Origin of the sequence: Pseudoclavibacter sp. RFBA6 (genome assembly GCF_002931575.1) — a bacterium.
GTDB lineage: Bacteria > Actinomycetota > Actinomycetes > Actinomycetales > Microbacteriaceae > Pseudoclavibacter > Pseudoclavibacter terrae.
In genome coordinates this window covers 24899-48792 of sequence record NZ_PSUA01000005.1, presented here as the reverse complement: position 1 = coordinate 48792, position 23894 = coordinate 24899, and the positions used below count along the sequence as shown (strand labels likewise).

General features: G+C 70.4%; 21 protein-coding genes. 8 read left to right on the top strand and 13 right to left on the bottom strand.

What is annotated here, in order from left to right:
* Nucleotides 1–48 precede the first annotated feature (48 nt).
* The gene (locus C5C17_RS03090) at nt 49–717 is read right to left on the bottom strand and encodes a hypothetical protein (protein ID WP_104251921.1); all 669 of its coding nucleotides are present in this window, start codon (nt 715–717) and stop codon (nt 49–51) included.
* Nucleotides 718–997: 280 nt separating this feature from the next.
* Here C5C17_RS03090 and C5C17_RS18320 point away from each other — a divergent pair, with 280 nt between their 5' ends.
* A complete protein-coding gene (locus tag C5C17_RS18320; protein WP_146079058.1) occupies nt 998–3307 on the top strand; it encodes an HNH endonuclease signature motif containing protein in 2310 nt (769 codons plus the stop codon).
* A 261-nt stretch (nt 3308–3568) separates the two neighbouring features.
* On the top strand, nt 3569–4228 hold the full coding sequence (locus tag C5C17_RS03075) for a dihydrofolate reductase family protein (RefSeq protein WP_258065854.1): 660 nt from the start codon (nt 3569–3571) through the stop codon (nt 4226–4228).
* 218 nt (nt 4229–4446) lie between these two features.
* Here C5C17_RS03075 and C5C17_RS03070 read toward each other — a convergent pair whose 3' ends face one another.
* Nucleotides 4447–7014, bottom strand: a complete 2568-nt coding sequence (locus tag C5C17_RS03070; protein WP_104251919.1) for an MMPL family transporter — start codon at nt 7012–7014, stop codon at nt 4447–4449.
* Between the two features lie 136 nt (nt 7015–7150).
* On the opposite strand from C5C17_RS03070, the gene C5C17_RS03065 reads away from it, so the two are divergent.
* Complete coding sequence (locus C5C17_RS03065) at nt 7151–7834, top strand: TetR/AcrR family transcriptional regulator (RefSeq protein ID WP_104252274.1); 684 nt, start codon at nt 7151–7153, stop codon at nt 7832–7834.
* 274 nt (nt 7835–8108) lie between these two features.
* Here C5C17_RS03065 and C5C17_RS03060 read toward each other — a convergent pair whose 3' ends face one another.
* The 8 genes from C5C17_RS03060 to C5C17_RS03025 all read right to left on the bottom strand — a co-directional run bounded on the left by C5C17_RS03060 (nt 8109) and on the right by C5C17_RS03025 (nt 17154).
* On the bottom strand, nt 8109–9203 hold the full coding sequence (locus tag C5C17_RS03060; protein ID WP_258065853.1) for an alpha/beta fold hydrolase: 1095 nt from the start codon (nt 9201–9203) through the stop codon (nt 8109–8111).
* A gap of 28 nt (nt 9204–9231) precedes the next feature.
* Nucleotides 9232–9771, bottom strand: a complete 540-nt coding sequence (locus C5C17_RS03055; RefSeq protein ID WP_104251918.1) for a histidine phosphatase family protein — start codon at nt 9769–9771, stop codon at nt 9232–9234.
* The gene (locus C5C17_RS18885) at nt 9768–11327 is read right to left on the bottom strand and encodes an ABC transporter ATP-binding protein (protein WP_258065852.1); all 1560 of its coding nucleotides are present in this window, start codon (nt 11325–11327) and stop codon (nt 9768–9770) included. The genes C5C17_RS03055 and C5C17_RS18885 overlap by 4 nt, the downstream gene beginning before the upstream one ends.
* Before the next feature lie 56 nt (nt 11328–11383).
* Entirely contained in the window at nt 11384–13075 is a 1692-nt protein-coding gene (locus C5C17_RS03045) for an iron ABC transporter permease (protein ID WP_104251917.1), read from the bottom strand.
* Between the two features lie 19 nt (nt 13076–13094).
* On the bottom strand, nt 13095–14138 hold the full coding sequence (locus C5C17_RS03040; protein WP_104251916.1) for an ABC transporter substrate-binding protein: 1044 nt from the start codon (nt 14136–14138) through the stop codon (nt 13095–13097).
* A gap of 33 nt (nt 14139–14171) precedes the next feature.
* Nucleotides 14172–15098 (bottom strand): metallophosphoesterase, encoded by a 927-nt coding sequence (locus C5C17_RS03035; protein WP_104252272.1) that lies wholly within the window; start codon nt 15096–15098, stop codon nt 14172–14174.
* A gap of 86 nt (nt 15099–15184) precedes the next feature.
* Entirely contained in the window at nt 15185–15949 is a 765-nt protein-coding gene (locus C5C17_RS03030; RefSeq protein WP_181028458.1) for a tyrosine-protein phosphatase, read from the bottom strand.
* A 305-nt stretch (nt 15950–16254) separates the two neighbouring features.
* Nucleotides 16255–17154, bottom strand: coding sequence for a MurR/RpiR family transcriptional regulator (locus C5C17_RS03025; protein WP_104251914.1), 900 nt, complete (start codon nt 17152–17154; stop codon nt 16255–16257).
* Nucleotides 17155–17193: 39 nt separating this feature from the next.
* Here C5C17_RS03025 and C5C17_RS03020 point away from each other — a divergent pair, with 39 nt between their 5' ends.
* Nucleotides 17194–18174, top strand: a complete 981-nt coding sequence (locus C5C17_RS03020) for an NAD(P)H-quinone oxidoreductase (protein ID WP_104251913.1) — start codon at nt 17194–17196, stop codon at nt 18172–18174.
* 154 nt (nt 18175–18328) lie between these two features.
* Here C5C17_RS03020 and C5C17_RS03015 read toward each other — a convergent pair whose 3' ends face one another.
* Nucleotides 18329–18793: a DUF6892 domain-containing protein gene (locus tag C5C17_RS03015; RefSeq protein WP_104251912.1), complete on the bottom strand. Its 465-nt coding sequence runs from the start codon at nt 18791–18793 to the stop codon at nt 18329–18331.
* Between the two features lie 153 nt (nt 18794–18946).
* Between C5C17_RS03015 and C5C17_RS03010 the strand changes: the two genes are divergently transcribed.
* Together C5C17_RS03010 and C5C17_RS03005 are read left to right on the top strand one after the other, a co-directional pair.
* Nucleotides 18947–19567 (top strand): DJ-1/PfpI family protein, encoded by a 621-nt coding sequence (locus tag C5C17_RS03010; RefSeq protein ID WP_104251911.1) that lies wholly within the window; start codon nt 18947–18949, stop codon nt 19565–19567.
* The gene (locus C5C17_RS03005; RefSeq protein ID WP_068476932.1) at nt 19567–19794 is read left to right on the top strand and encodes a DUF1272 domain-containing protein; all 228 of its coding nucleotides are present in this window, start codon (nt 19567–19569) and stop codon (nt 19792–19794) included. Before C5C17_RS03010 ends, C5C17_RS03005 begins: the two co-directional genes overlap by 1 nt.
* Nucleotides 19795–19863: 69 nt before the next feature.
* On the opposite strand, the gene C5C17_RS03000 is transcribed toward C5C17_RS03005, so the two are convergent.
* Entirely contained in the window at nt 19864–20913 is a 1050-nt protein-coding gene (locus C5C17_RS03000) for a 2,3-butanediol dehydrogenase (protein ID WP_104251910.1), read from the bottom strand.
* Entirely contained in the window at nt 20910–21734 is an 825-nt protein-coding gene (locus C5C17_RS02995; RefSeq protein ID WP_104251909.1) for an SDR family NAD(P)-dependent oxidoreductase, read from the bottom strand. The genes C5C17_RS03000 and C5C17_RS02995 overlap by 4 nt, the downstream gene beginning before the upstream one ends.
* Before the next feature lie 114 nt (nt 21735–21848).
* On the opposite strand from C5C17_RS02995, the gene C5C17_RS02990 reads away from it, so the two are divergent.
* A complete protein-coding gene (locus C5C17_RS02990) occupies nt 21849–22445 on the top strand; it encodes a TetR/AcrR family transcriptional regulator (RefSeq protein WP_104251908.1) in 597 nt (198 codons plus the stop codon).
* 115 nt (nt 22446–22560) lie between these two features.
* Nucleotides 22561–23883 carry an FAD/NAD(P)-binding oxidoreductase gene (locus C5C17_RS02985; RefSeq protein WP_104251907.1) on the top strand — a complete coding sequence of 441 codons (1323 nt, stop codon included), beginning with the start codon at nt 22561–22563 and terminating at the stop codon, nt 23881–23883.
* Nucleotides 23884–23894 lie beyond the last annotated feature (11 nt).

Sequence of the window (23894 nt, the reverse complement as noted above, 5' to 3'; positions counted from 1 at the left end):
ACGGCTGGCGGGTCGGTTGAACGGCCGGCGCGGCCTCGCGCGGGGTGGTTAGCTGGCTGGCGCGGCCTCGGGCGCGGCGATCGGCGTGCCGAAGCGAAGGGCGGCGACGACGGCCCAGATCACGAGCAGCGGCAGCGCGACGTAGGCGGCGGCCATGAGGGGTGCACTCAGCGTCAGGTAGCCGGCGGCGGATACGAGCAGCGCGAGGACGGTCGCACCGCTGACAAGCGTCGCCCAGAGCACGCGCCGGCTCTGGCCCAACAGTACGATCAGCACGAGGGCCGCGAGCGCCAGCATCTTCACGCCATCGACGACCTGGATGGCCGCCCAGATCTGACCGGAGTCGAGCCCGATCACGCCTGCTGCGCCGTCGGATGCGAGCCCGAACGTGAGGAGCGCTTCGCCGGCCAGCTGGATGAGCGAGAGCACAAGCGTTGCCAGGCCCGCGCCGCGGGTGGCGCTGCGCATCCGCTCGCTGCCGAGCAGGGTCGACATCCCGTAGAGGGCGACGGCGGCGAGTCCGTGCACGAGGGCCGCGTTGACGAGCACGCTCGGCGAGGTGGCGTAAGCCGCGGCGATGGTGGCGGAGCTGTCGCTGGGGGCGACGTCGGGGGCACCGACCAGCAGGCCGCTGACCCAGGCCGACACGTAGACGCCGCACCACACCCACAGCGTGCGCTGGATCTCGAGCGTCGGGGCCGCGAGTGGTGAAGTCATGCGGCCACGCTAGCCGGGGCGCGGGAATGGATGCTGTGTTCAGGCGGGTGGGTGCTGGGCTCTCGCGGATGGAGGCTTGGATGAATGCTCAGCTCACGCGGGCGCGGTGCGCTCGCGGCGGTCCACTGTCTGCCCCTTCCGAGCGATACCCCTGTGAATCGGGTTCGTCGGGTGATGGGCCGACTCGCCTGTCGCCCATTCCCGCGGAAAATGTGGCACCTATGGCCAAGAAGTGACGCCCGAAACGCAGAATGTCGGTGGTCCGGGAGACGATGCAGGCATGCAGAACGAACCCGTCGACACCAAGGCACCGCAGGCAGCGGCGCTCGGTCGTTCCGCGACGACGGGTGAGGTCCGTGACCGCCTCGAGGCTCGCCTCGGCGTCGAACTCGCCGTCGTCGACGGGGCATGCGACGAGGCTTCGCTGCAAGGGGTGCCCACCCGTTCCGTCAGGATCCGTCAGGTGCGCGACCGCCTCGCGGCACGACTCGGCGTCGAACCCGCCGTCGTCGACGGGGCCTGCCAAGACGCCGAAGACCGAGCGGCCGGCCCACGCCGCGCCCTGCTGATCTCCGCGCTCGCCGACAACCAGCGGCAGCTCAACAGGCTGCACGGCGAGCAGGCCGAGCTCCACGCTCAGGCGCTCGAGATGGGCCTCCGCGGCGATGAGCTCGCTGGCACGTCGAGCCCGGCGCTCGAGGTTCGGTCGCTTGCGGGCGAGATCGGGGCCGTGTCCGGAAGGTCGCAGCGGTCGGTGCAGATCGAGCTCGGTCGGGCGTATGCGATCGCCAAGGTCTTCGAGCCGGTTCAGGGCGCGCTGGAGGCCGGAGCGATCAGCCGGGCGCACGCGCTCGTGATCGTCGACGCCGGCCTGCGCATCGCGCATCCCGATCCGGTTGAACTCGAGCGCCGCAGGGAGGAGTTCTGCAGAGTGGTGCTCGAGAAGGCAGGGTCGACGACTCCTGGCCGCGTCAAGGCGCTTGCTGAGCGCGCTGCCGAGGAGCTGACGGAGGAGTCGCTGGATGAGCGCTTCGAGCGGGCCCGCCGCACACGGAGGGTCACGCTTGCGCAGCTCGAAGACGGGCTCGGCGAGCTCTCGATCGTCGACTCCTACGCGAAGCTCAGGCTTGTGTTCGACCGCACGACGAGGCAGGCGCGCGTCATCAGCGACGCCGAGCGACGGGCAGCCAAAGAGCGTGCCGACTCTGATCGCGCTGCGGACTCCGGTCACGCTGCGGGCTCTGATCACGCTGCGGACTCCGGTCACGCTGCGGACTCTCTCGAGGCCGAGGCCGAGGCCGGCGATCCGGCCGGGCAGCTGGCCGGTTCCCAGCTGTCTACGGGCGACCTCCAGGATGGGACGGCGGGCGCGGGCGCGGAGACGCGTGCGGATGCAGCTGACCCGAACGAGGGCCCTCTGCCGGAGCCACGTTCGCTGGATGAGGTGCGGGCGGACGTGCTGAGCGACAGTTTCCTCCGGGCGACGCCGGAGGAGTTGAAGGGTCGCGACCCCGTCGAGGCGAAGATCGCCTTCGTGGTCCCCGTCGAGACGTACCTTGCTCCGGCGGCGCCACCGCACCGCGATGCCCCGCTGGGCGCACCGCCAGACTTGACCGGCGTTGCCGACTCTCCGCCACCGCGCGGGGCCTCAGCTCCGGCCCTTCTTGACGGCTACATCCCCGTTCCGACTGCGGAGGTTCGCCGTCTCATCAATGCCGCTCCCGAGTTCGAGCGCATCTTCACCGACCCCATCAAGGGGACGCTTGTCGAGGTCGACAGCTACCGTCCGACGAGTGCGATGCGACGTCGGCTCGCCGTTCGCGACGGTCGGTGCCGCTTCGTGGGTTGCATGATGCCGGCGAACCGCTGCGAGATCGACCACACGAAGGCCTGGGAGGAAGGCGGACCCACGAGTCTCCCCAACCTCGGCCATCTCTGCAAGGGCGACCACACGGGCAAGCACCACGGTGACTGGGCCCTGCAGCAGCTGACGGATGGGACCTACGAATGGAGCTCACCCACCGGACTCCTCTTCCGAGACGAGCCGGTGCAGTTCGGGAGGCTCACCACTTTGCCGCCGCCCCTCCCCGCCGCGGATGCTCATACGGTCGACCCACCGGACGCGAGAACCCCGCGAGAGCCAGACGTCCCTGCAGACCCCGAAATCCCCGCAAACCCTGACGACCCGCCGCGCCCTCCGCGCCCTGGCGAGCCTGGCGATACTGCAAGCACTGCAAACCCTGGCGAGCTTGGCGCCCCTCACGACCCTCACGGCACTGGCGACACTGATGCCTCCCGAGACACTGGCCCCTCCCGCGCCCCTGGCGACGCTGGCGACGCTGGCGACGAGGATCGTCGTCAGCGTTTCCCGAAGATCGGTTTCCTGGAGGAGTTCCGGCGGGAGCGCGCGGCGAAGAAGGCGGCCATCGACGCGGCGGACTCTCGGACACGGCAGCCAGAGTTCCGTCCAACAGTGCAACAAGGCGAACCTGGAGGCCTGGCGCGGAACCCGCCAGAGGGCGAGGTGGGAACCGGAGATCGCGTGGGTCAGGAGGGCCCGGAATCCTCGCCCGATCCACCGCCCTTCTAGGCTCGCGGATTCTCACCCCGTTCACCGTTGGCGGGGCGTCTCGCGGTCGTACATTGAGTCGCAGGGGTGGCGGCAGTCAGCGGCCGCGTGACACCTCGACGCGGACAACCGCGGAGCGTCAGGAGTAATGGCAGCCGGAGCAGCAGCAGCGGTGGAGCAGCAGCGGTCGGGGAAGCGATTCCGGCTCCGAGAACAGCAGCTCGAGACAGGCTCCGAGAACAGCAGCTCGAGACAGAACAACAAGCAGCAAGCAGCAAGCTCATGAGTGCGATCAAGGGAGACGCCATGACCGGTCAGATCATCATCGATCTCTTCACGACGCTGGACGGGGTGCAGCAAGCTCCGGGCGGCCCGGAGGAGGACCCGGAGGGTGGGTTCAGGTTCGGGGGTTGGCAGGCGCCGCTCATCGATGAGGTGGACGGCGAGCAGGTGAACGCGGGCATCCAGAGCATGGATGCGCTGCTGCTGGGCCGCAAGACGTACGAGATCTTCGCGGCGTACTGGCCGCGATACGCGGACGGTCCGTCCGACAGCATCGCGTCGGTGTTCAACGGCATCCCGAAGTATGTGGCGTCGCGCGGCAACCCAGAACTCCCGTGGGCGACGTCACACCTTGTGGGGCCGGACTTAGCGACCGACGTGGCGGCGCTCCGGGAGCGGCACTCCAGCATTCACGTGGTCGGGAGCGTCGACTTCGCACGGACGCTCGTGCGTGAGGGCCTCTTCGACGTGCTGAACCTGTGGGTCTATCCGGTGGTGCTGGGGGCCGGGAAGCGCCTCTTCCCCGGCGACGGGCCACCCCTCGGGCTGACTCTGCTCGAGCCGCCCGTCGCGTCCCCGAAGGGCACCGTCCTCCTCAGATACGGCCCAGGCGGACCCGTGGAAACGGCCGACATGGACGAGGCCCTTCGCGAGCGCTGACCGGCCTGGCCGGCGTTTGGGGATCGAGGTCGGGGAACAGGAACGGGAACACAGATGTTCCCGCCACGACTACGACCTCGACCTCGACCTCGTTTGCACCGACGACCATATCCACGGTTGCACCGACGACTGCAGGCGTAACTCCGACGAACCGCCGCCTCGGATTTTCGGGGCAGCGGTTCGCCGCAGACGCAATTCAGCTGTGCCTCGTCCGCGCCTCAGTGCACGGGGTGCTTGCGCTCCAGCGCGGCCCCTTCGACGTCGACGTTCGGCATGATCTTGTCGAGCCACTTCGGCAGCCACCACGCTGACTTGCCGAGGAGGTGCATGAGCGACGGCATGATGAGCATGCGCACGATGAACGCGTCGAGCAGCACACCGAACGCGAGCCCGAACCCGATCGAACGGATCATGGTCGACTCGGCGAACACGAACCCGCCGAACACCGACACCATGATGAGCGCCGCCGCGATGACGACAGCCCGGCCGGCGCGGAAGCCCTGCACGACCGCGACCCTCGCCTCCGCCCCGTGCACGTACGCTTCGCGCATCCCGGACGCCAGGAACAGCTGGTAGTCCATGGCCAGGCCGAAGAGGATGCCGACGAGGATCACCGGCAGGAAGCTCAGGATGGGGCCCGTCGCGTGCAGCCCGATGAGGTCAGCGAACCAGCCCCACTGGAAGACGGCAACCACGGCACCGTAGGTCGCGAACAGCGACAGGATGAACCCGCCCGTCGCGATGAGCGGCACGAGGATCGACCGGAACACGAGGATCATGATCAGCAGCGACAAGCCGACCACAAGGGCGATGTAGAGCGGCAGCACCGAGTTGAGACCCTCGGAGATATCGATATTGATCGCCGCCTGACCCGCGACGCCGAGCGTGATGCCGTCCTCGATCTCCGGCAGCGCACGCAGCTCACCCACGAGCCGCTCCGTGGAGACGCTGTTCGGCCCCTCCGCCGGAATCACCTGGAACGCCGTGAGGGTCTTGCTGTCGGACACCCCGATCGGAGCGACCGCCGTCACATCATCGAGCGACGCGAGCTTCTCCGCGACCAACACCTGCTTGTCGAGCACGCCCGCATCATCGAGCCCCTCCGGCAACGTCGCCGTCACGAGCAGCGGCCCAGTCGTGCCCGCCCCGAACTGCTCCTCCGTGATCGTGAACGCCTGATACGACGCCGACTCCTCAGGCTCCGACGACCCATCCGGCAGCCCCACCCTCATGGACAGCGCGGGGATGGCGACCGTCAGCAGCACCGCAACTCCCGCGAACACCGTGACGATGGCCCGCCACGTCGGCATCGCCTTCAGCGGTGCAGCGTGCGCGGCACGCACCTGGCCGGTGACGACCCCGACGCTGCCAGTCCCGGCGCCGCCGGTCTCGCCAGCCCCGCCGCCCGTGCCGTGCAGCTTGCGGATGTGCGCCCGCCGACGCTTGTTCAGCACCCGCATCCCGAGCTTGCCGAGCAGCGCCGGCGTCAGCGTGACGGCGATGAGCACCGCGATGAGCACGCACACCGCCCCGGCCGTGCCCATGAGACCGAGGAACGGGATACCAGTGACGTTGAGGGCGAGCAGCGCGACGATGACCGTCGCCCCGGCGAACACGACCGCGTTGCCGGCAGTGCCGTTCGCGAGCCCGATCGACTCGCGCACCTCCATGCCCTGCATGAGCTGCTTCCGGTGCCGGTTCACGATGAACAGCGAGTAGTCGATGCCCACCGCGAGCCCCAGCATGATGCCGAGAACCGGGGTGACCGACGCCATCTGCACGACCCCGGAGAACGCGAGCACACTGACGACGCCGATCGCGACACCCACCAGCGCCGTGAGAATGGGGAGGGATGCGGCCAGCGCCGACCCCAGCAGCACCAGCAGCACGATGGCCGCGAACACGAGGCCAACCGCCTCCCCGATGCCGAAGATCTGCGGCACGCTCTGCGCGATGTCCGTCGAGAAGGCCACGTTGACACCGTCGACGGGGTGCGCCTCGAAGTACTCGATGACGCCCTGCTTGGCTTCCTCGCTCAGCTCCAGGCGCGGCTCCGTGAACGACACGTTCACGATCGCCGTCGACCCGTCCTCCGAGACGAGGCTGATGCCATCCGACAGCTCCACGAGCGTCGCGCCGTTCTCCAACTGCTGCAGCTGCGTGTCGATCTCAGCCTGCGACGCATCCAACGTCGCCTGCTGCTCGGCGAGCGCCTGCACCTGCGCGTCCAGCTGCGCCTGCTGCCCCGCGAGCGCCTCAACCTGCGGCGCCGGGTTGCCCGCCGCCTCAAGCTGCTGCCTCGCGGCATCGAGCTGCGCCTGCGCAGCATCCAGCTGAGCCTTCCCTGCGTCGAGCTGCGCCTGACCCGCGTCAAGCTGCGTCTGCCCCTCGGCGATCTGCGTGCGACCGCTCTCGACCTGCGCCGCCTGCCCCTCGAGCTCGGCGGTCGCCGAGAACGGGTCGATGACGTCCGCAACGTCGGCGAGCTCGCCGCGATCCGCGATGACCGCGCTGATCTCCGCGCGCTGCGCATCCGTGAGCGCCGACCCGTCCGCCGTCGAATAGACGACGGTGCCGGACGCACCCGCGAAGTCAGGCAGCTGCTCCTCGAGATCCGAGATGACCTCCCCGGATGCGGTGCCTGGCACATCGAAGCTCGACGTGAGGCCCTTGAACCCGATCAGGAACCCACCCACGGCGAGCCCCAGGATGACCAACCAGGCCCCCACGACGACCCACACTCGGCGGGTCGCGAAGTTCCCCAGGCGGTACAGCAGTTCGGCCATCAGCATCCTCTCGGCGCACGAGATCGTGCGCGCTCGTTCGTGGCGGCGCTCGAGCCCAAACCGTCCGCCTGAGGGAGCGCCGCCCTAGATCATACGCAACGTCTCGTCTACGCAGTTTGTGAATATGATGGCGGGCATGCCAGAGCAAGCCGCAGACGCCTCAGAGCAAGCCGCAGACGCCTCCGAGCAAGCCCCAGACGCCTCCGAGCAAGCCCCAGGCGTCGACGAGCGCGCCACTTCTGGCCACCGACAGGGCCCAGTGCGCAGCGAAGCCGCCAGGGTCGCGGTGCTCGAAGCCACCTCGAAGCTGTTCGCCGAGCGCGGCTACGAACGCCTCACCATGGAGGGCGTCGCCGCAGAGGCGGGCGTCTCGAAGCAGACCATCTACCGCTGGTGGCCCTCCAAGGGAGCCCTCGTGTCCGACTGCCTCCTGCAGGGGCAGCTCTTCCCGAACCGCTTCACCGTGCCGAACTCGGGCGAGCTGCGCCACGACCTCACAGCCTGGCTCAGCGCCGTTCTCGCCCTCCTCGGACAGCCGCAGGGCGAGCTGCTCGTCCGCTCGCTGATCGCCGCATCCGTCGAGAACGCCGACATCGGCAGGCGCCTGCACGAGAGCCTCGGCGCGAGCCGCTCCCTCACCGAACGGTTCGAGATCGCCATCGCCGACGGCCAGCTGGCAGCGGATGCGCGGCTCGAGGAGATCGGCGAGGCCATCGTCGGCGCGCTCCTCCTCCGCGCACTGAGCCGCACCGAATCGAGCGATGACAGCATCCAGCGGCTCCTCGACGCCGTGCTCGGACCGGCCCAGGCGAAAGGCTGAGAGCTGAGAGCTAAGAGCTAAGAGCTAAAAGCTAAAAGCTAAAAGCTAAAAGCTAAAAGCTAAAAGCTAAAAGCTAAGAGCTAAGAGCTCAGGGCACGAGCCAGTGCATTGGGCCGACGACCGAGGTCGGGCGACGGGCTCCGGTGCCGACGCCAGGCGCCAGGTCAGACGACGGATGTCAGCATCTGGCGGTGAGCGCTGGACGCTCTGACGTCGGGTTCGGCGCGGTCCCGGACCGGCGGCTCACCGGCTGGCCACCCTCAGCGAGATGAGGTCAGGCGCGTCCCTCGCCCGGTCGCGCGTCCGGTTGGCTTCCCTCGGTGATTTCAGCATCAGCATCAGCAGCGCCAAACGCTTCGACCTGCGCTTGGAAGTGCTCGGTCTTCGCCTCGGCGATGTCCTGCGGGCGGTTGGCGGCACTCGCGAAGAACTCGTTCCACCGCGAGCGCAGCACCTGCAGCACCAGTCGGGGCGTGACGTGGACCCTGCGGTTGCGGGCTTCCTCGTCGGCGACCTGGACGAGCTTGCCCGCCGCGGCGTCGGCGGCGAGATCCTGACCGGCACCCTCCGTGCTGCGCGTGTCGAAGGGCTCCCGCGCGTGGTCCACGCAGAGCTCGGCGACGCCCTTCGCGTGGTCGTACATGACGGAGTGCGCGGCGCCCTCGATCTCCCACGTGGATGCTCGAGGGAGCAGCCCGGCCATCTCGCGCAGCCAGGACCGCGGCACCAGCGAGTCGTGCTCGCCCCTGATGACGAGCGTGTGCGCTTGGATGCGGGGCAGCACATCCTCGATCCGGTACCGCATCATGCGAGGCAGCACGGCGGAGAACCAGCGGAACCCGCACAGCAGGTAGGCGCCGACGGCGAGCATCGCGACGCGGAACGGCTCGTGCGCCGACGATTCGAGGAACCGGAACGCCAGCTTCGACAGCGACCGCTCGCGGGGGTTCGTGACGGGGCCGATGAGCACCAGCGTGCTCAGCTCGGGGCGCTGCGAGGCGAGCTCGGCCACCACCTGCGTTCCCATCGAATGGCCGACGAGGACAGGGTCGACGAGCCCCAGCTCGTCGACGACGGTGCCGACGACAGCGGCGTAGCGCTGGATGCTCATGGGCCGCTTCGGGTACGGGACGCCCGCGAAACCAGGCAGGTCGAGGGCGTGCACCGGCCCGAACTCCCCGAGCCCAGGTGCGAGGTTCTCGTAGTAGTTCGACGCGACCCCGATGCCCGCGACGAGCACGAACGCGCGATCCCCATCGGCGCCGATCGTCGAGACCCGCGCCCGGACTTCCCCGTGGCGGATGTACCGAACCTGGACGCGCTGGCCTGCGAGGTCAGCGGAGGAGGCAGGTCGGGAAGCGGGAGACACGGCACCAACTGTAGCCAGCCGGCACCCCTCACTCCCCCAGGAAGCGCGCCGTCGGCCGACGACCAGCGCCCGGCTCGAGCAGCACCACCTGCCCGTTCAGGATGCGAGGGCACACGCCACCCGTGACGGCTTCGATCCCCGCCCGCAGGAAGACGCCATGACTCACGACCACAGCCGTGCCGGGTGCTTCGAGGAGGGCGGCGAGGGCGCTGCCAGCTCGCCTCCCCAGCTCAAGTGCCGTCTCCGAGCCCGGGTAGTCGCCAGACGGCCATCGCTCTGCGGCCTCGGCCACCCGCATCCCCTCGGCCTCACCGAAGTCTCGCTCGAGCAGGCCGGGGTCGCCGACAGGATCGGCGGCACCCAGGTGCGAGCCCAGGATCGCCGCCGTCTGCGCCGCACGGGCCAGCGGCGAGGTGATCACGCGGCCCCACTGCGCGCGGGCGAGGAGCCGGCCCGCGGCCTCCGCCTGCGCCTCCCCGTGCGCATCGAGGGCGATATCGCTGCGGCCCTGCAGCCTGCGCTCCAGGTTCCACGCGGTGCGACCGTGCCGCACCAGAGCGAGCGTCATGCCGCCGACCCCGAGGAGTTGGACGCGCCGACTGCGAGTTCCGGCGCGTCAGCCGGGGTCGAACCAGCAGTCGCCCCGGTCGCCTCCGAGCGAGTCGCCGACGGGATGGATGCATCGGCGCCAGCCGCGGATGCGCGGACTCCCGAACCCGAGACAGCAGCTGCGGGTGCGCCGACCTCAGCACCGACATCAGCGCTGACGCCAGCCCCAGCACTAGCTCCAGCCATAGCGCTAACGTCCGCCCCGGGATCAACGCCAGGGCCGGCTGCGTAGATCCGCGCCCTCGCGACGCGGACCGTGACGCTGTCGCCGACCCTCGGCCGGACGCCGCGGGTCCGCGCGCGCAACCGCAGGCCGGCCCAGTCGAGCACGAGGTCGCTGCCCTCCGGCGTGAAGAGCGCCGACCTGACTGTCGCATCACCCGCGGTGTTCGCCTCGCTCGCCCGGCCTGCTTCGCCTGCCTGCCTGATGACGCCTTCGCGCAGCACATCGCCCGCCGCGACGGCGTGGGCCGACCGGTCTGGAACGTCCGACGAGTCCGCGCCCTCCGCCCCGGTTCCAGCCCCGCCCACGATCTCCACCTCGACGTCGCTCGGGAGGATGGCCGCTTGCACCGCACCGAGGCTTCCCGGCTGGCACCCCTCGAGACGGGCCCAGTCCACGCGCAGCGGGTGCGCATCCGCCGCGAACCCCGCCGTGTCGACCACCCCGCCGACTGCGCCGCCGACCGCCACGCCGATTGCGCCGCCGACCGCCACGTCAACTGCACCGACGATTGCACCGTCAACTGCGCCGTCAACTGCACCGACGATCGTGCCGTCGACGATCGTCGCGTCGGACAGGAACTTCGCGATGAACGGCGACGCGGGACGCGTCACGAGCTCCTCCGGGGTGCCGAGCTGCTGGATGCGCCCGCCGTCGAGCACCGCCACGCGATCGGCGAGGGCCAGCGCCTCGGAGCGGTCGTGGGTGACATGCACCACCGTCAGGCCGAGCTCCCGCGTGAGCGTGTGCAGCTCGAGCCTGAGACTGTCGCGCAGCGGCTCGTCGAGCGCCGACAGGGCTTCGTCGAGCAGCAGCACCCGCGGTCTCCCGATCAGCGCGCGGGCGATCGCGACGCGCTGCCGCTGACCACCAGACAGCGTCGCCGGGTTGCGCTTCGCAGAGCCGGCCAGGCCGACCATCTCGAGCGCCTCATCGACACGCCGGCGGCGCTCGGGCTTCGCGACACGGGCGCGGCGCAGCGGGTAGTCGACGTTGCGGCCGACGTTCCAGTGCGGCCAGACGGCGTGCTGCTGGAACACCATGCCGAGCTCCCTGGCCTCCGGTGGCACGACGGATCCCCCGCCGGCCACGACCCGCTCGCCGATGCTCACCCGCCCCGATGAGGGCGCTTGGAACCCCGCGATGGTGCGCAGAAGGGTCGTCTTGCCCGACCCGGACGGGCCGACCAGCGCCAGGAACTCCCCGTCGCGCACGGCGAGGTCGACGCTGTCGAGGCCGACGGTGCCGCTCGGGAAGCGGACGGAGACTGAGTCGAGGGTGACGGATGCCACGGTGTTTCCTTCCAGGAGAGTGATGCAGGTCAGAGGGTCGAGGAGGGCACCGCCCGCTACTTCGGCGCCCTCGTCGCGACGCCGATGACGGTGACGCCGAGGAGCGCCACGATGAGGGACAGCGCTGCGGCCGTGTTGAATGCCCCGGCCTGCTGGAGGTTGAAGATCGCGACGCCGAGGGTCTGCGATCCGGGCGAGAGGAGCAGCACGGACAGCGTCAGCTCGCGAACCGCCGTGACGGCGACGAGCACCGCACCGGAGATCGCCGCGGGCGCCGCCATGCGGCTGGAGATGTCCACGAGCGCGCGCATCCGCCCAGCTCCCCCGATCCTCGCCGCCTCCTCCGCACTCGCCGGGGTGCTCGCCAGCGGCGCCGCCACTGCCTGCACCACGAGCGCCGTGAACGAGGTGACGTAGGCGCACAGAATCAGCCACGGCGTGTTGAACAGGCCGATGTGGGGTGCCAGCACGAGCCACGCGACGGCGATGACGATGCCCGGCACCGCCTGGGGCAGCATGGCGAGGGCCCGCAAGGGGCCGCTCCCGCGCATCCGAGTCCGGGTGACGAGCACCGCGATGCCGAGCCCGAGGAACCCGCAGATGAGGGCCGCGAGCACCGCGAGCATGACCGAGTTCGTGGCGCCCTGGATCGCGTTGGCGGAGGTGACGGCCTTCACGACGTTGTCGAGCGTGAGGTTCTCCGGCACCAGGGCGAGCCCCGGCGCGCGGAGCAGCGACTGCTGCAGCAGCGCGAGCAACGGCAGCACGGTCACGGTGAGCACCAGCACCCAGGTCACCATGGACGCGAGAACGCGCGCCCGCCCGAGCGGCAGCAGCTGCGGGGCGGACGACGACGAGTCGAGCTCCCAACGGCTCCTGCCGATGAGGAAGTCGACGACCAGCGCCGCGAGGGCGAGCAGCAGCAGCACGACCCCGATCGTCGCGACGACGGCGAGCGGCTCATCCACGGTCCCCGACTGCAGGTAGCGGTAGACGAGCGTCGCGAGGGTCGTGTACTGCTCGGGCAGACCGATGATCGAGGGGATACCGAAGTCCGCGAGGTTGCCGACCGCGATGAGCACGAACGACGACAGCAGGGCGGGCCGCAGGAGGGGGACGGTGATCGTGAACACGCTGCGGGCGGGACTCGCCCCAGCGATGCGCGCGGCCTGCTCGAGGTCGGACGGCACGCGGCGCAGGGCGGCCGACACGATGAGCATCGCGATGGGGTAGCTGTGCACGGTGAGGAGCAGGATGACCCCGTCCGCACCGTAGATCGACCACAGCGGGCCGCCGAATGCCTGCGCCCACCACAGGTTCACGGGGCTCGTCGGCCCGGCGATGCCGAGCCACGCGATCGCGCCGACAAACGGCGGCACGAGCAGCGGGGTGAGCGCGAGGAGTCGCAGGCCGCGGCGCCCAGCCAGGTCGGTGCGGTCGAGCAGCACAGCGAGCGCCGTGCCGATCACCACGGCGCCGAGCGCGGATGCGCCGGCCGACACGAGGCTGTTCGTCGCGGCCTCGACGACGTCGCTCTGCCAGAGGACGTGCAGCTGCGAGCCACCGGCGGCGAGGACGAGGATCGCGCCGATCGGCACGAGCACGAACGCGGCGACCGCGACCCAGAGGGCAAGCGACAGGCCGTGAACACCATCCGGCCCTGAAGGCCGGGGCTTCCGAACGGCCGCCGAGGCGGTGCCGCCGCGTTGAGCGGCACCGCCCCGGGGCGCCGTGAGCGTTGCGGTCATGAGAGGAACGGCGTCTTCATCAGAGGAACAGCGTGCGGAACTTCTCGACGGCCGCGTCCTGGCTGGCGCGGATGGCCTCGAGTTCCGGGGAGAGGATCGTGATCTCGTCCATCGACGGGGCGCCCTCTGGAGTTCCGACGTCCTCGCGGACCGGCAGGTACGACTGGCTGACGGCAAGCTCCTGGCCGTCGGCGCTCACGAGGAAGTCGACGAACGCCTTCGATGCCGCCTCCTCCTCGGTGTTCGCGAAGATGCCGACGGGCTGCGACACGTAGGGCACACCCTCGGTCGGGTAGGACACCGCGATGGGCGACCCCTGGGCGGCGAGCTCGCGCGCCAGGTAGTCGACGACGATCCCCACGGGCTGTGCGCCCGTCGCGATGGCCTGCGAGACGGGGCCGTTGCTGTCCGCGATGACGGGCTTGTTCGCGGCGAGCTTCGTCATCCACTCCTCGCCGAGTGCTGGCTCGTCAAGCCAGACGGCGGCGTTGTAGGCGGCCGCGCCGGACACGTCAGGGTTCGGCATGACCAGCTTGTTCGCGTACTCGGCGTCGGTGAGCTCAGCCCACGACGTCGGCGGCTCGCTGACGAGGCCCGTGTTGTAGGCGATGACGGTCGGGATGATGCGCGTGCCCGTGTAGTAGCCCTCCGGGTCGACGATGTCCTGGTTGAGCGACTCGACGTCGGCCGGCGAGTACTGCAGGAGCAGCTCGTCGGCCGCGTAGTCCTCGAACGTGCCAGCGTCTGCGGCGAGGAACACGTCAGCCTGCACGCCGCCGGAAGCCTGCTCGGTGGCGACTCGCGTCGTGAGATCGCCCGTGCCAGCCCGGAACACCTCGACGGTGACCTCCGGGTGCACCTCGTTGAAGGCGGCGACGAGCGCATCCGCCTTCTCCTGCGGCTCTGACGTGTAGAGGGTGATGGTGGCGGCTTCCAGGGCGGATGCCGCCGACGGGCTGGCGTCGCCGCTGGCGGCGGTGCTCGGGGAGCTTGCGCAGCCAGCGAGGAGGACGCCGGCGAGGCCGAAGGCCGCGAGCGCGGCTGGGGTACGGAGAGAGTTCATGATGACCTAACTGTTCGAGGAGAGCGGGTCTGTTCAGGAGGAGACAGGTGGGAGTTGAGACGGGGCGGGGGTGAGCGTGAAGAGCGGGGCGGGGTGCTCGACGCCGACGCTGGATGCGCTGACGCCGTCCGCGCTGAGGTGCACGAGCGAGAACATCGAGCGGTCGAAGCCGCTCACCGTGCCCGGCTCGGCGTCCATGACCTGGTGGTAGGCGAGCGCCGGCCCCGCGGAGACGTGCACGCCGCGCATGGTGGCGGACAGCGGATGGTGGAAGTGCCCGCACAGGATCGCGCGAACGTCGGTGCCCTCGACGAGGTCGAGGAAGTCTGCGGCGTCGCGGAGGCCCGCGCGCGCCAGCATCGGCAGCGGCGACCCGAGCGGCGGGTGGTGCATGACGACAACCGTCCCCGAGGGCGCGAGGGGGCTGTCTGCGCTGATACCGGCGCCGGTGCCAGCGCCAGCGCCAGCGCCAGCGCCAGCGCCAGCGCCAGCGGGCAGCTTCAGCTCGGCTTCCAGCCATGCGAGCTGCTCCGCCCCCAACGCCCCTGTGGACGAGTCCAGCAAGACGAAACGCCACTCGCCGACTCGCACGGCGCGGGGTGAGGCGTCCTCCGCGCGGCCACCCGCCGGTGCCTGATGGCCGGGGAGGATGCGAGCCGCGGTCCTGTCGTCGTGGTTGCCGAGCACCGAGAGCACGGGCACACCCCACGAATCCTCCACGTCGAGGAGGGCGTCGCGAAGGGCCGGGTACGCGGCCGAGTTGCCGCGCTCGATGAGGTCGCCGCTGATGACGATCGCCTCCGGTTCGAGACCCGCGGCGCGCGCGTAGTCGCTCGCCGCGCGCATCCGCGTGATGCCGTCGACCACCCCGTACAGGGGTGCGGCGGCGGTCGCGTGCACGTCGCTCAGGTGGAGCACCGTCGAGCGACGCGACCCCGTCGAGTTCAGGCTAGCCGGCATGATCTGACCGGCGAGATGGGCCGGGCCGGCTGGGTGGGCCGGGCCGGACGGCCGGGCCGGGCCGGCGGGGTGGGAGCGACCGGCGGTCATGACGCGACTGGCGGGGTGGGTGAAGCCGACGAGGCCGACCCGACCGGCGCGACCTGCGAGGCGGGCGCGACCGACGCGGCGAGCGCGCTCGCCGTCGTCCGGCCGGACTTGGCACGCAGGGCACGCACCTGCTCCTCGGTGAGGCCATGCGAGCGCAGGTACGCTTCGGCCCCGCCGAGCTCACGGACGATGCAGAGGGCATGCTCGAGCGCTTCCGGTGGGCTGTCGAGATGGAGGCGCAGGATCTCGTCGCGCTGATCCGACGGGTACGCGTCGGCCACGGCGAACGCGAACGCCTCGCGGACCGAGCGGACCGCGAGGCCGGAGAGCGCATAGTCACGCACCACGTCTGCTTCGCTTGCACCTGCCACGAGCTGCGCGAGCGCGACGACGAGCCCCGTGCGGTCCTTGCCTGCTGTGCAGTGCACGAGCACGCCACGCTCTGCGTTGGCCAGCACGGCGACAGCCTCCGTGAGTGCCCCGCCGCGACGGCGCAGGAGCGTCTCATAGATGTCCTCGAGGCGGCCCGCGACGGGCGGCTCGCTGCCATACAAGGGGACTTGGCGTACCGGGACGCCGTGAGCGCGGTCGCCCGACTCGGCACGCTCTCGGAGGTCGAGGATGAGCTCGACGCCAAGCGCCCGCAGCGCTGACTCTCCGTCGATCGAGAGAGCATCCGGGGAGCCGGCGCGCACGATCCAGGGCGAAGCTTCGTCAGCTGCGCGGGCGTTGAACAACCCGTCGATCTCGATTGCCCTCACGAGCACCTCCCGTTGCGTTGCGACCAATGCCTCGGTTCCAAGCACCTGGGGAGAACCCGTTACACCGATTCCGCAGGGCTTGGAACGTCGTTACATCGGGAGTGTGTCGAGGGACGGTGAACACACGGTGACGGGCGGCGAGCGCGCGGATGAACGCCGAGAGGCGAGTTCAAGCGGCGACGACCACAGACGAGCGCGGCCGCCTGTCGGACCGCCGGCAGGAGACGGTCGCCTCACTTCAGCAGCAGACGGTCGCCGCAGTGCAGCAGCAGACGGTCGCCACAGTCCAGCAGCAGACGGTCGCCTCAGTCCTCGGAGAGCGCGTCGGCCACGACGTGGCGCATGCCGACGGCCGTCTCGTCACCGGTGACCTGCGCCAACGTGGAGTGCAGTGTGTGCAGCACGATGGTGTGGCCGAGGCGCGCGAGGAACGGGTCGATGTCGTGCGCCGTTCCCGCAGGCCCCGTCGTGACGACGATGTCGGCGACCCGCCCGAGCGGCGAACGGGCGTAGCTCGTGACGAGCACCACAGAGGCCCCCTGCGCCCTGGCAGCCTCCGCCGCGCGCAGCGATTGCACGTTGGCGCCTGAGTAGCTGAGCGTCAGGCACGCGTCGCCGCTGGACAGCGACCGCACCGCGAACTGCTGCGCGAGCGCATCCACGGGCGCCTCGACGGAGTGCCCGAGGGTGCTGAGGCGCATCGCGAAGTCCTGCAGGGGCGGCCCCGAGAACCCGCTGCCGACGAGCACGATGCGCGTGGCACCGCGAAGAGCGGCGACGGCCGCGGCGATGCGTTCCGGGTCGACGCTGTCCTGCGCGAGCCGCACCGCGTCGATCGCATCGTCGAACGTGCTCGCCTCCACCGCCTGCGCCTGCTCTCGCGGCGCGAGCGGAGCTGAACGCGCGAGGTCGAGCCGCAGGTGCTGGAAGCCGCGGAACCCGAGACTCTGACACGCACGGATGACGGTGGCCGTCGACGTGCCAGCAGCGTCCGCGAGCTCAGCCGTCGACCACTCGACCACCTCGTCTGGTCGCGTCAGCACCATCTGCGCGACCTTGCGTTCGCTTGGCCCGAGGGCAGCGGATGCGGCGCGCACGCGGGCGAGCACGCTCAGCTCGGGCCGCGCCACCGCACCGCCCCGCACCGACGCGTCCTCGCGCCCCGACGGGGAAGGGAGGCCTGACGGGAAAGGGAGGCCTGACATGTGAGGGAGTATAGGGGCCCGCATGAAACACTGACCCCCATGCGCGCAATCACGGTTCCCACGCCTGGCGGCCCGGAGGCCCTCGTCCTCTCCGAAGTCGACGAGCCCACCCCCGGGCTCCTCGAAGTTGTCATCGATGTGGCCGCCGCCGGCGTGAATCGCGCCGACGTCGCCCAGCGCGAGGGCAAGTACCCGTCACCGGCCGGGGCACCCGACTGGCCTGGCCTTGAAGTGAGCGGAACCGTCGTCGCCGTTGGGGCGTCCGTCACAGCCTGGAAGGTGGGCGACTACGTGGTCGCGCTCCTGTCTGGCGGCGGCTACGCCGACCGCGTCGCCGTCGACGAAGGGCTCGTGCTCCCCATGCCGAAGCGCGTCGACCTCGTCGAGGCGGCCGGCCTCCCCGAAGCGGTCGCCACCGTCTGGTCGAACCTCTTCATGAGCGCGGAGCTCAAGGCGGGCGACACCCTGCTCGTGCACGGAGGCACCAGCGGCGTCGGCACCATCGCCATCCAGCTCGCTTCCGCGCTCGGCATCACCGTCTACGCGACCGCCGGCACCCCGCAGAAGGTCGCCACGACCGAGCAGCTCGGCGCGACTCGAGGAATCAACTACCGCGACCAGGACTTCGTGGAGGTCATCGCCGAGGCCACCGAGGGTCGCGGTGTTGACGTCATCCTCGACCTCGTCGGCGGAGACTACCTGGCGCGCGACGTCGACGCCCTTGCCACGAACGGCCGCGTCATGGTCATCGCGGCGCAGGGCGGCAACGAAGCCACCATCAACGTGGGGCGCCTCATGCAGAAGCGCGGACGCATCTGGGGGACGACCCTCCGCGCGCGCCCGCTCGAAGAGCGGCGCGAGATCGTCGCGCAGGTGCGCGAGCATGTGTGGCCGCTCGTCGAAGCCGGCAAGGTGCGGCCCCTGCTCGACACCGTTGAAACCCTCGACTTCGCGCACCGAGCTCACCGGCGCATGGAGTCGGGCGAACACGTCGGCAAGATCCTCCTCGCCGTGCGCTGAGCGGTGAGCTCCAGGCAGCAGCCTCAGACCGGCGCGCGCCGACCGGCACCCGCACGCCGGCGCACGCCCGCCCTCTCTGCCCCGCGGTCAGAGCAGCTGCGCACCGATCGGCCCCTGCACAGGCCGACGCGCGTCCGCGTTCGACGACCCGCGCTCAGAGCAGCTGCGCGTCGATGCCTTTGCGGCGAAGCCCGTCGAGAACCTCCTCGTCGACCCCGAGAAGGGTCATCGCCGACAGGTTCGGGAAATGGCGGGTGTCGGTGAAGTCCGTGATGTCGAAGGTCGAGTCCTCGCCGCTCCACTGCGGGGCGATCTCCATGTAGATGTCGTTCCCGCCGTCCTGGAAGAGCTCCTCGACGGCCGGCGCGAACTCGCTGGGCACCGGCAGCGCCCGGAAGTAGTCGAGCACCTCGGGGATCGGCTCCGAGATCTCCTTCGACAGGTCCACTTCCCGGTCCACGTGCTCTTCGAGGAAGTCGGCGAGCACGAACTGGGGCGTCAGCAGCTCCTGCTCGTACATCAGCTCCTGGATGACGGCGAGCTTGAAGTTGAGGTCCGCGAAGTCGATCGCGTCGCTTGGCTGGTCGCCGGCGGGCTGGGTCTTGGGGGAATCGCTCATGCGAAACATGCTGGCGGAAGCAGTTGAGCGTCAGCCGAGATCGCCCAAGGGCGCGGTTGTGGTCGCTCCGGTCGCCGCCGAACGACCACGACTCAGCCCCGGCCCGGCAATCCGCGCTCGGAGATCCGGGCCGCGCACTGTGAGAATGGCGTCATGCCTGAAGCGAAGCGCCGCGTCACCGTCGTCCTGTTCGAAGGGTTCGAGCTCCTCGACGTGTTCGGCCCCGTCGAGCTGTTCCGCATCGACCCGTCCCTGTTCGACGTCGAGCTCATCGCCCCGCAGGCCGGCCCGGTCCGCAGCTCGCAGGGCCCGGAGGTCATCGCCACGAGCGCCTTCCCCGACGCCGCGAGTCCCGACATCGTGCTCGTCCCTGGCGGGCAGGGAACGCGCCGGCTCGCTGCCGACCCCGAGTTCCTGGCCTGGCTCGCGAGCTGGGCGGCGGATGCGAGGCTCGTGACCTCCGTCTGCACCGGCTCGGCGCTGCTCGCGGCAGCGGGCCTCCTCGACGGGTTCCGCGCGACCTCCAACAAGCGGGCGTTCGCGTGGGCGTCATCGCAGGGCGCATCCGTCGACTGGGTGCCGCAGGCCCGCTGGGTCGAGGACGGGAACCGGTGGACGTCGTCCGGGGTCGCCGCCGGCATGGACATGACGGCCGCGATCATCGCCGCGATCCACGGGCCGGAGGTCGCGGCCACACTCACCGACGCCGCCGAGCTCGAGGTGCACGCAGACGCGAGCTGGGACCCGTACGCGGCGAAGAACGGGCTCGCCTAGTGGCCCTCGAGCTGCGCCCGAACTGCGAGCGCTGCGACGTCGACCTGCCCCCGCACGCCGAGGCCTACATCTGCACCTTCGAATGCACGTGGTGCCGAGACTGCGTCGCCACGTTCCCCGGGCGGGCGTGCCCGAACTGCGGCGGCAACCTCGAGCGCCGCCCCGTGCGCCCCGCGTCGAAGCTCGCCGCGAACCCGCCGAGCACGGTGCGCGTGCACGGCGGGTAGCGACAGGGAGCGCGGGGATGGCGCAGGGTAGCGCCGGGACAGCACCCGCGCCCCGAGCCTCGCGCCTGCCTAAGTGCGCACGAGCACCTTCATGCCCTCACCCGAACGCAGGCGCTTGATGGCCCCGACGACGTCGTCGACGGGCACGTCATCCACCCATCCGTCCGCCGTGTATCCGCCGGCCGCCATCGCCGCGATGACCGCGTCGAAGTCGCTCTGCAGGTAGGCGAGGGTGCCGACGATCGCGGTCTCCCCCATGACCAGCTGCGTCGGCAGGAAGTCCATGGGCCGCTCGTGGATGGCGACGACCACGACGCGACCGCCCGGCGTGAGGTTCGCGAGCGAGGCGGCCACGGCTGGCCCCACCCCGGCGGCGTCGAACGCGACATCCACGCCGTCCCCGCCCGTGAGCTCCGCGACGCGGGCCGCGAGGTCCTCCTGCGTGGGGTCGACGAGGTTGCTCGCCCCGACTCCGGCGATCGCGGCACGGCGCCCTCCGCTCGGCTCCGAGACGATGACCGTCTCGACGCCCTTGGCGCGCAGCGCGAACCAGACGCCGATGCCGATCGGGCCGGCACCCGAGATGAGCGCCGTCTGCCCCGCCTGCACACCGCTCTGCTCGACGGCGTGCCACGCGACCGCCATCGGCTCGACGAGGGCCCCGAGGCGCATGTCGACGTTCTCGGGGAGCACGTGCAGCTTCGTCGCATCCACCGTCGTGAACTCGGCCATGCCGCCTCCGTGCGACGAGAGGCCGTGGAAGCCGATCTTCGTGCACACGTTCGGCTTGCCGCGACGACAGGCGGCGCACTCGCCGCACGCGTAGATCGGCCAGACCGCGACCCGGTCGCCGACCTGAACCGAGTCGACGCCCTCGCCGAGCTCGACCACGGTTCCCGAGAACTCGTGCCCGAGGATTTGCGGCGGCATGGACCCGGTGACGGGGTGCGGATGCTCGAAGTCGAGCCCGGAGGATTCGGGCGCGTAGTAGACGTGCAGGTCGGATCCGCAGATGCCGGCGTACGCGCAGCGCAGCTTCACCTGGCCGGGGCCCGGTGTCGGCTCAGCGACCTCCTCGATGCGCACGTCCTCCTTGGCGTGGAACACTGCCGCCTTCATGCGAGGAACTTCCGCAGGTCCGGGTAGCCGGTCGTGGACCAGGCGCCGTCGACGACGAGGTTGTCGCCCGAGATGTAGGAGGCGTCGTCGCTCGCGAGGAACAGAGCGGCGGACGCGATCTCCTCGGGCTGCGCCGCGCGACGGAACGGGATGCGCTCGTCGTAGGCCTCCTGCACCCCGGGGAGGTCCGTGAGGCCCTTCGTGAGCGGGGTCGCGACGAGGCCGGGCGAGACCGCGTTGACGCGGATGCCATGCTCGCCGAGCTCAAGCGCCGCCTGCTTCGTGAGCATCACGGCGGCAGCCTTGGAGGCCGTGTAACCGACCCCGAAGTGCATCGGCACGAGCGAGTTCAGCGACGCGACGTTGACGATCGAGCCCGGCTTGCCCTCGGCGAGGAACTGCCGGGCTGCCAGGCGGGTGCCGTTGAAGGCGCTGTAGAGGTTGAGGCGGACCGTGAAGTCCCAGTCCTCGAAGGAGATGTCGGTGAGGGTGCCGGAACGCGACCCGCCCGCGACATTGAAGAGCGCGTCCAGCGTGCCGAACTTCTCGACAGTCTCGGCGACGAGCCCCGCGAAGTCGTCCTCGTCGGTCACATCCGTGCGGCGGCCGACGACGCTGGCGCCGAAGGTCTCGCTGGCCGAGGCGACGAGCTCTGCGTTGATGTCGGCGACGACGACGGACGCGCCCTCCGCGACGAGCCGCTCCGTGATCTTCGCGCCGATGCCCGAGACCCCGCCCGTGACGATCGCGACCTTGCCGGCGAACCGGCCGGGGCTGGCCCCGGCGCTGTTCGCTGTGCTTGAGCCTGCTTCGTGTGACATTGCCCACTCCGTTCTGACCGCCCTCGTTGGCGACCCCCTTCACCCTACGCCCGCTATAAGTCACCTGTCAGATAGTTTGCCGAGAAGGAGCCACACACCCCATAAGGTGGGCGAATGGACCCGCGTCAGGCACGAACCCGCTCGGCCCTCCGCGCGGCGATCTACGGGCTCGCGGCCGCCCAGCCCATCGCCGACGTGAGCGTCGCCCAGGTCGCCAGGGCCGCCGGCATCACCCGAGACACGTTCTACCGCCACGCGACTACCCCCGAGCACCTCCTCGCGGACTTCCTCGGGGAGGAGATCGACGCCCTGATGGCCCCGATCGCGACCCTGCCCGTCACGAGCGGCACCGAGCTGAGCGTCTTCGACGAACCCGAGCGCGCGCTCCTCCGGCACGTCGCCCGCCACGCGCAGATCTACCTCAACTCCATGACGCCTCGCCTCACGGGGCCCGTGCGCGACACCCTCGTCGACCGAGTCGAGGCTGGCCTCCTCACCCACCTCGAGCGACACCCCGAGATCGCTCCGCCAGCGCAGCCGGGCATCGACCCCGAACGGCACCGCCGCATCCTCGTCGCCTACGCGGGCGGCGGCACCGTCAGCGCCATCGAGGAGTGGCTGCGCTCGGGCGAGCTCGCGGACGTGGATGCTGCCGCGCGCACCATCATCGCCGCGTCCCCCGACTGGTGGCTCGGACGCTCACGTTCGTAGGCGGCATCGCCGCCCCCGCCCAGTTGTTTCGCGATGGTGGCAGCAGGCTGGGAGTTGCGTGACCATGACCCGGTCTCGACTCCCCTGACGGCGAGTGGCGGATAGCGTCGCTCTGATGACCCCCACCTCGAACGGCGCCGCAGAGCCAGCGCAGCAGTCAGCGACGACACCGAAGCCGACACCGAAGCGGCAGCCGACGCCGAAGCAGCAGCCGACGCTCACCACCTACCGAGTGCTGGTCATCGGGGGTGGCAACGCAGGCCTGTCCGTCGCGGGCCGACTCCAGCGGGCCGGCGTCAACGACATCACCGTCGTCGAGCCGCGCGAGAACCACGTCTACCAGCCGCTCCTCTCGCACGTCGCCGGCGGCACCGCGAAAGCGAGCCAGGCCGCGCGACCGCAGGCCGACGTGATGCCGGACGGCGTGACGCTCATCCGCGACGCCGTCGCCTCGGTCGACCCGGGAACGTCGTCGCTCGTCCTCGCATCCGGACGCCGCATCGGCTACGAGCACCTCGTCGTCTGCCCCGGCGTCGTGCAGGACTGGGATGCGATCCCCGGCCTTCAGGCCGCGCTCGACACCCCGAACGTCGCGTCCAGCTACGAGATCAGCCTCGCCCACAAGACCTCCCGGATGCTGAGCGAGCTGCGGCAGGGGACGGCCGTGTTCGTTCAGGCGCCGGAGCCCGCGTCATTCGGCGGCGCGATCCAGAAGCCCATGTACCTCGCCTGCGACTACTGGCGATCCCGGGACGTGCTCGACCGCATCCGGGTCGTGCTCGTGCTGCCAGACGCGACGCCGCTCGGCGTGCCCGCCATCGACCGCGAGCTCGAGCGCAAGATCGCCGAATACGGCATCGAGGTGCGCCGCCAGGCACAGCTCACCGAAGTGCTCGGCGACGCGAAGACCGCAGTTGTCGAGACCGCCGGTGAAGGCAGCGAGCGCATCCCCTACGACGCCCTCATCGTGGAGCCGCCGCAGCGGGCTCCCGAGTGGATCGCCGAAGCCGGGCTCGCGGGCGCTGACCTCGCCTACCCGACCCCCGAGATGGCCAGCGAGCGCGGGTTCGCCGACGTGGACACGCACTCGATGCGGCACCACCGGTTCCCGAACGTGTGGTCGCTCGGCGATGCCGCCGTCTCGCGCAGCCAGCGCTCCGGTGGCGCGCTGAGGAAGCAGACGAAGGCGCTCGCCGAGAACCTCGTGAGCGTGCTCCGCGAGCAGGCCCCGCAGAGCGACTACGACGGCTACACCGTCGCCCCATTCACGGTGTCGCGCTCGAGCGTCGTCTTCGGGGAGTTCGACGACACCCTCGAGCAGCGCCCGAGCATCCCGTTCTGGAAGGGCCTCGCCCGCGAGCGCCGCCTCACGTGGGTGTTCGACCGCCACGTACTGCCCTGGGTCTACTGGAACCTCATCCTGAAGGGGAGAGCCTGACCCGCACGATT

Coding starts and splice junctions, on each gene's coding strand:
- C5C17_RS03090 (WP_104251921.1), bottom strand. CDS start 717: ATGACTTCACCACTCGCGGCCCCGACGCTCGAGATCCAGCGCACGCTG.
- C5C17_RS18320 (WP_146079058.1), top strand. CDS start 998: ATGCAGAACGAACCCGTCGACACCAAGGCACCGCAGGCAGCGGCGCTC.
- C5C17_RS03075 (WP_258065854.1), top strand. CDS start 3,569: ATGAGTGCGATCAAGGGAGACGCCATGACCGGTCAGATCATCATCGAT.
- C5C17_RS03070 (WP_104251919.1), bottom strand. CDS start 7,014: ATGGCCGAACTGCTGTACCGCCTGGGGAACTTCGCGACCCGCCGAGTG.
- C5C17_RS03065 (WP_104252274.1), top strand. CDS start 7,151: ATGCCAGAGCAAGCCGCAGACGCCTCAGAGCAAGCCGCAGACGCCTCC.
- C5C17_RS03055 (WP_104251918.1), bottom strand. CDS start 9,771: ATGACGCTCGCTCTGGTGCGGCACGGTCGCACCGCGTGGAACCTGGAG.
- C5C17_RS03045 (WP_104251917.1), bottom strand. CDS start 13,075: ATGACCGCAACGCTCACGGCGCCCCGGGGCGGTGCCGCTCAACGCGGC.
- C5C17_RS03040 (WP_104251916.1), bottom strand. CDS start 14,138: ATGAACTCTCTCCGTACCCCAGCCGCGCTCGCGGCCTTCGGCCTCGCC.
- C5C17_RS03035 (WP_104252272.1), bottom strand. CDS start 15,098: ATGCCGGCTAGCCTGAACTCGACGGGGTCGCGTCGCTCGACGGTGCTC.
- C5C17_RS03025 (WP_104251914.1), bottom strand. CDS start 17,154: ATGTCAGGCCTCCCTTTCCCGTCAGGCCTCCCTTCCCCGTCGGGGCGC.
- C5C17_RS03020 (WP_104251913.1), top strand. CDS start 17,194: ATGCGCGCAATCACGGTTCCCACGCCTGGCGGCCCGGAGGCCCTCGTC.
- C5C17_RS03015 (WP_104251912.1), bottom strand. CDS start 18,793: ATGAGCGATTCCCCCAAGACCCAGCCCGCCGGCGACCAGCCAAGCGAC.
- C5C17_RS03010 (WP_104251911.1), top strand. CDS start 18,947: ATGCCTGAAGCGAAGCGCCGCGTCACCGTCGTCCTGTTCGAAGGGTTC.
- C5C17_RS03000 (WP_104251910.1), bottom strand. CDS start 20,913: ATGAAGGCGGCAGTGTTCCACGCCAAGGAGGACGTGCGCATCGAGGAG.
- C5C17_RS02995 (WP_104251909.1), bottom strand. CDS start 21,734: ATGTCACACGAAGCAGGCTCAAGCACAGCGAACAGCGCCGGGGCCAGC.
- C5C17_RS02990 (WP_104251908.1), top strand. CDS start 21,849: ATGGACCCGCGTCAGGCACGAACCCGCTCGGCCCTCCGCGCGGCGATC.
- C5C17_RS02985 (WP_104251907.1), top strand. CDS start 22,561: ATGACCCCCACCTCGAACGGCGCCGCAGAGCCAGCGCAGCAGTCAGCG.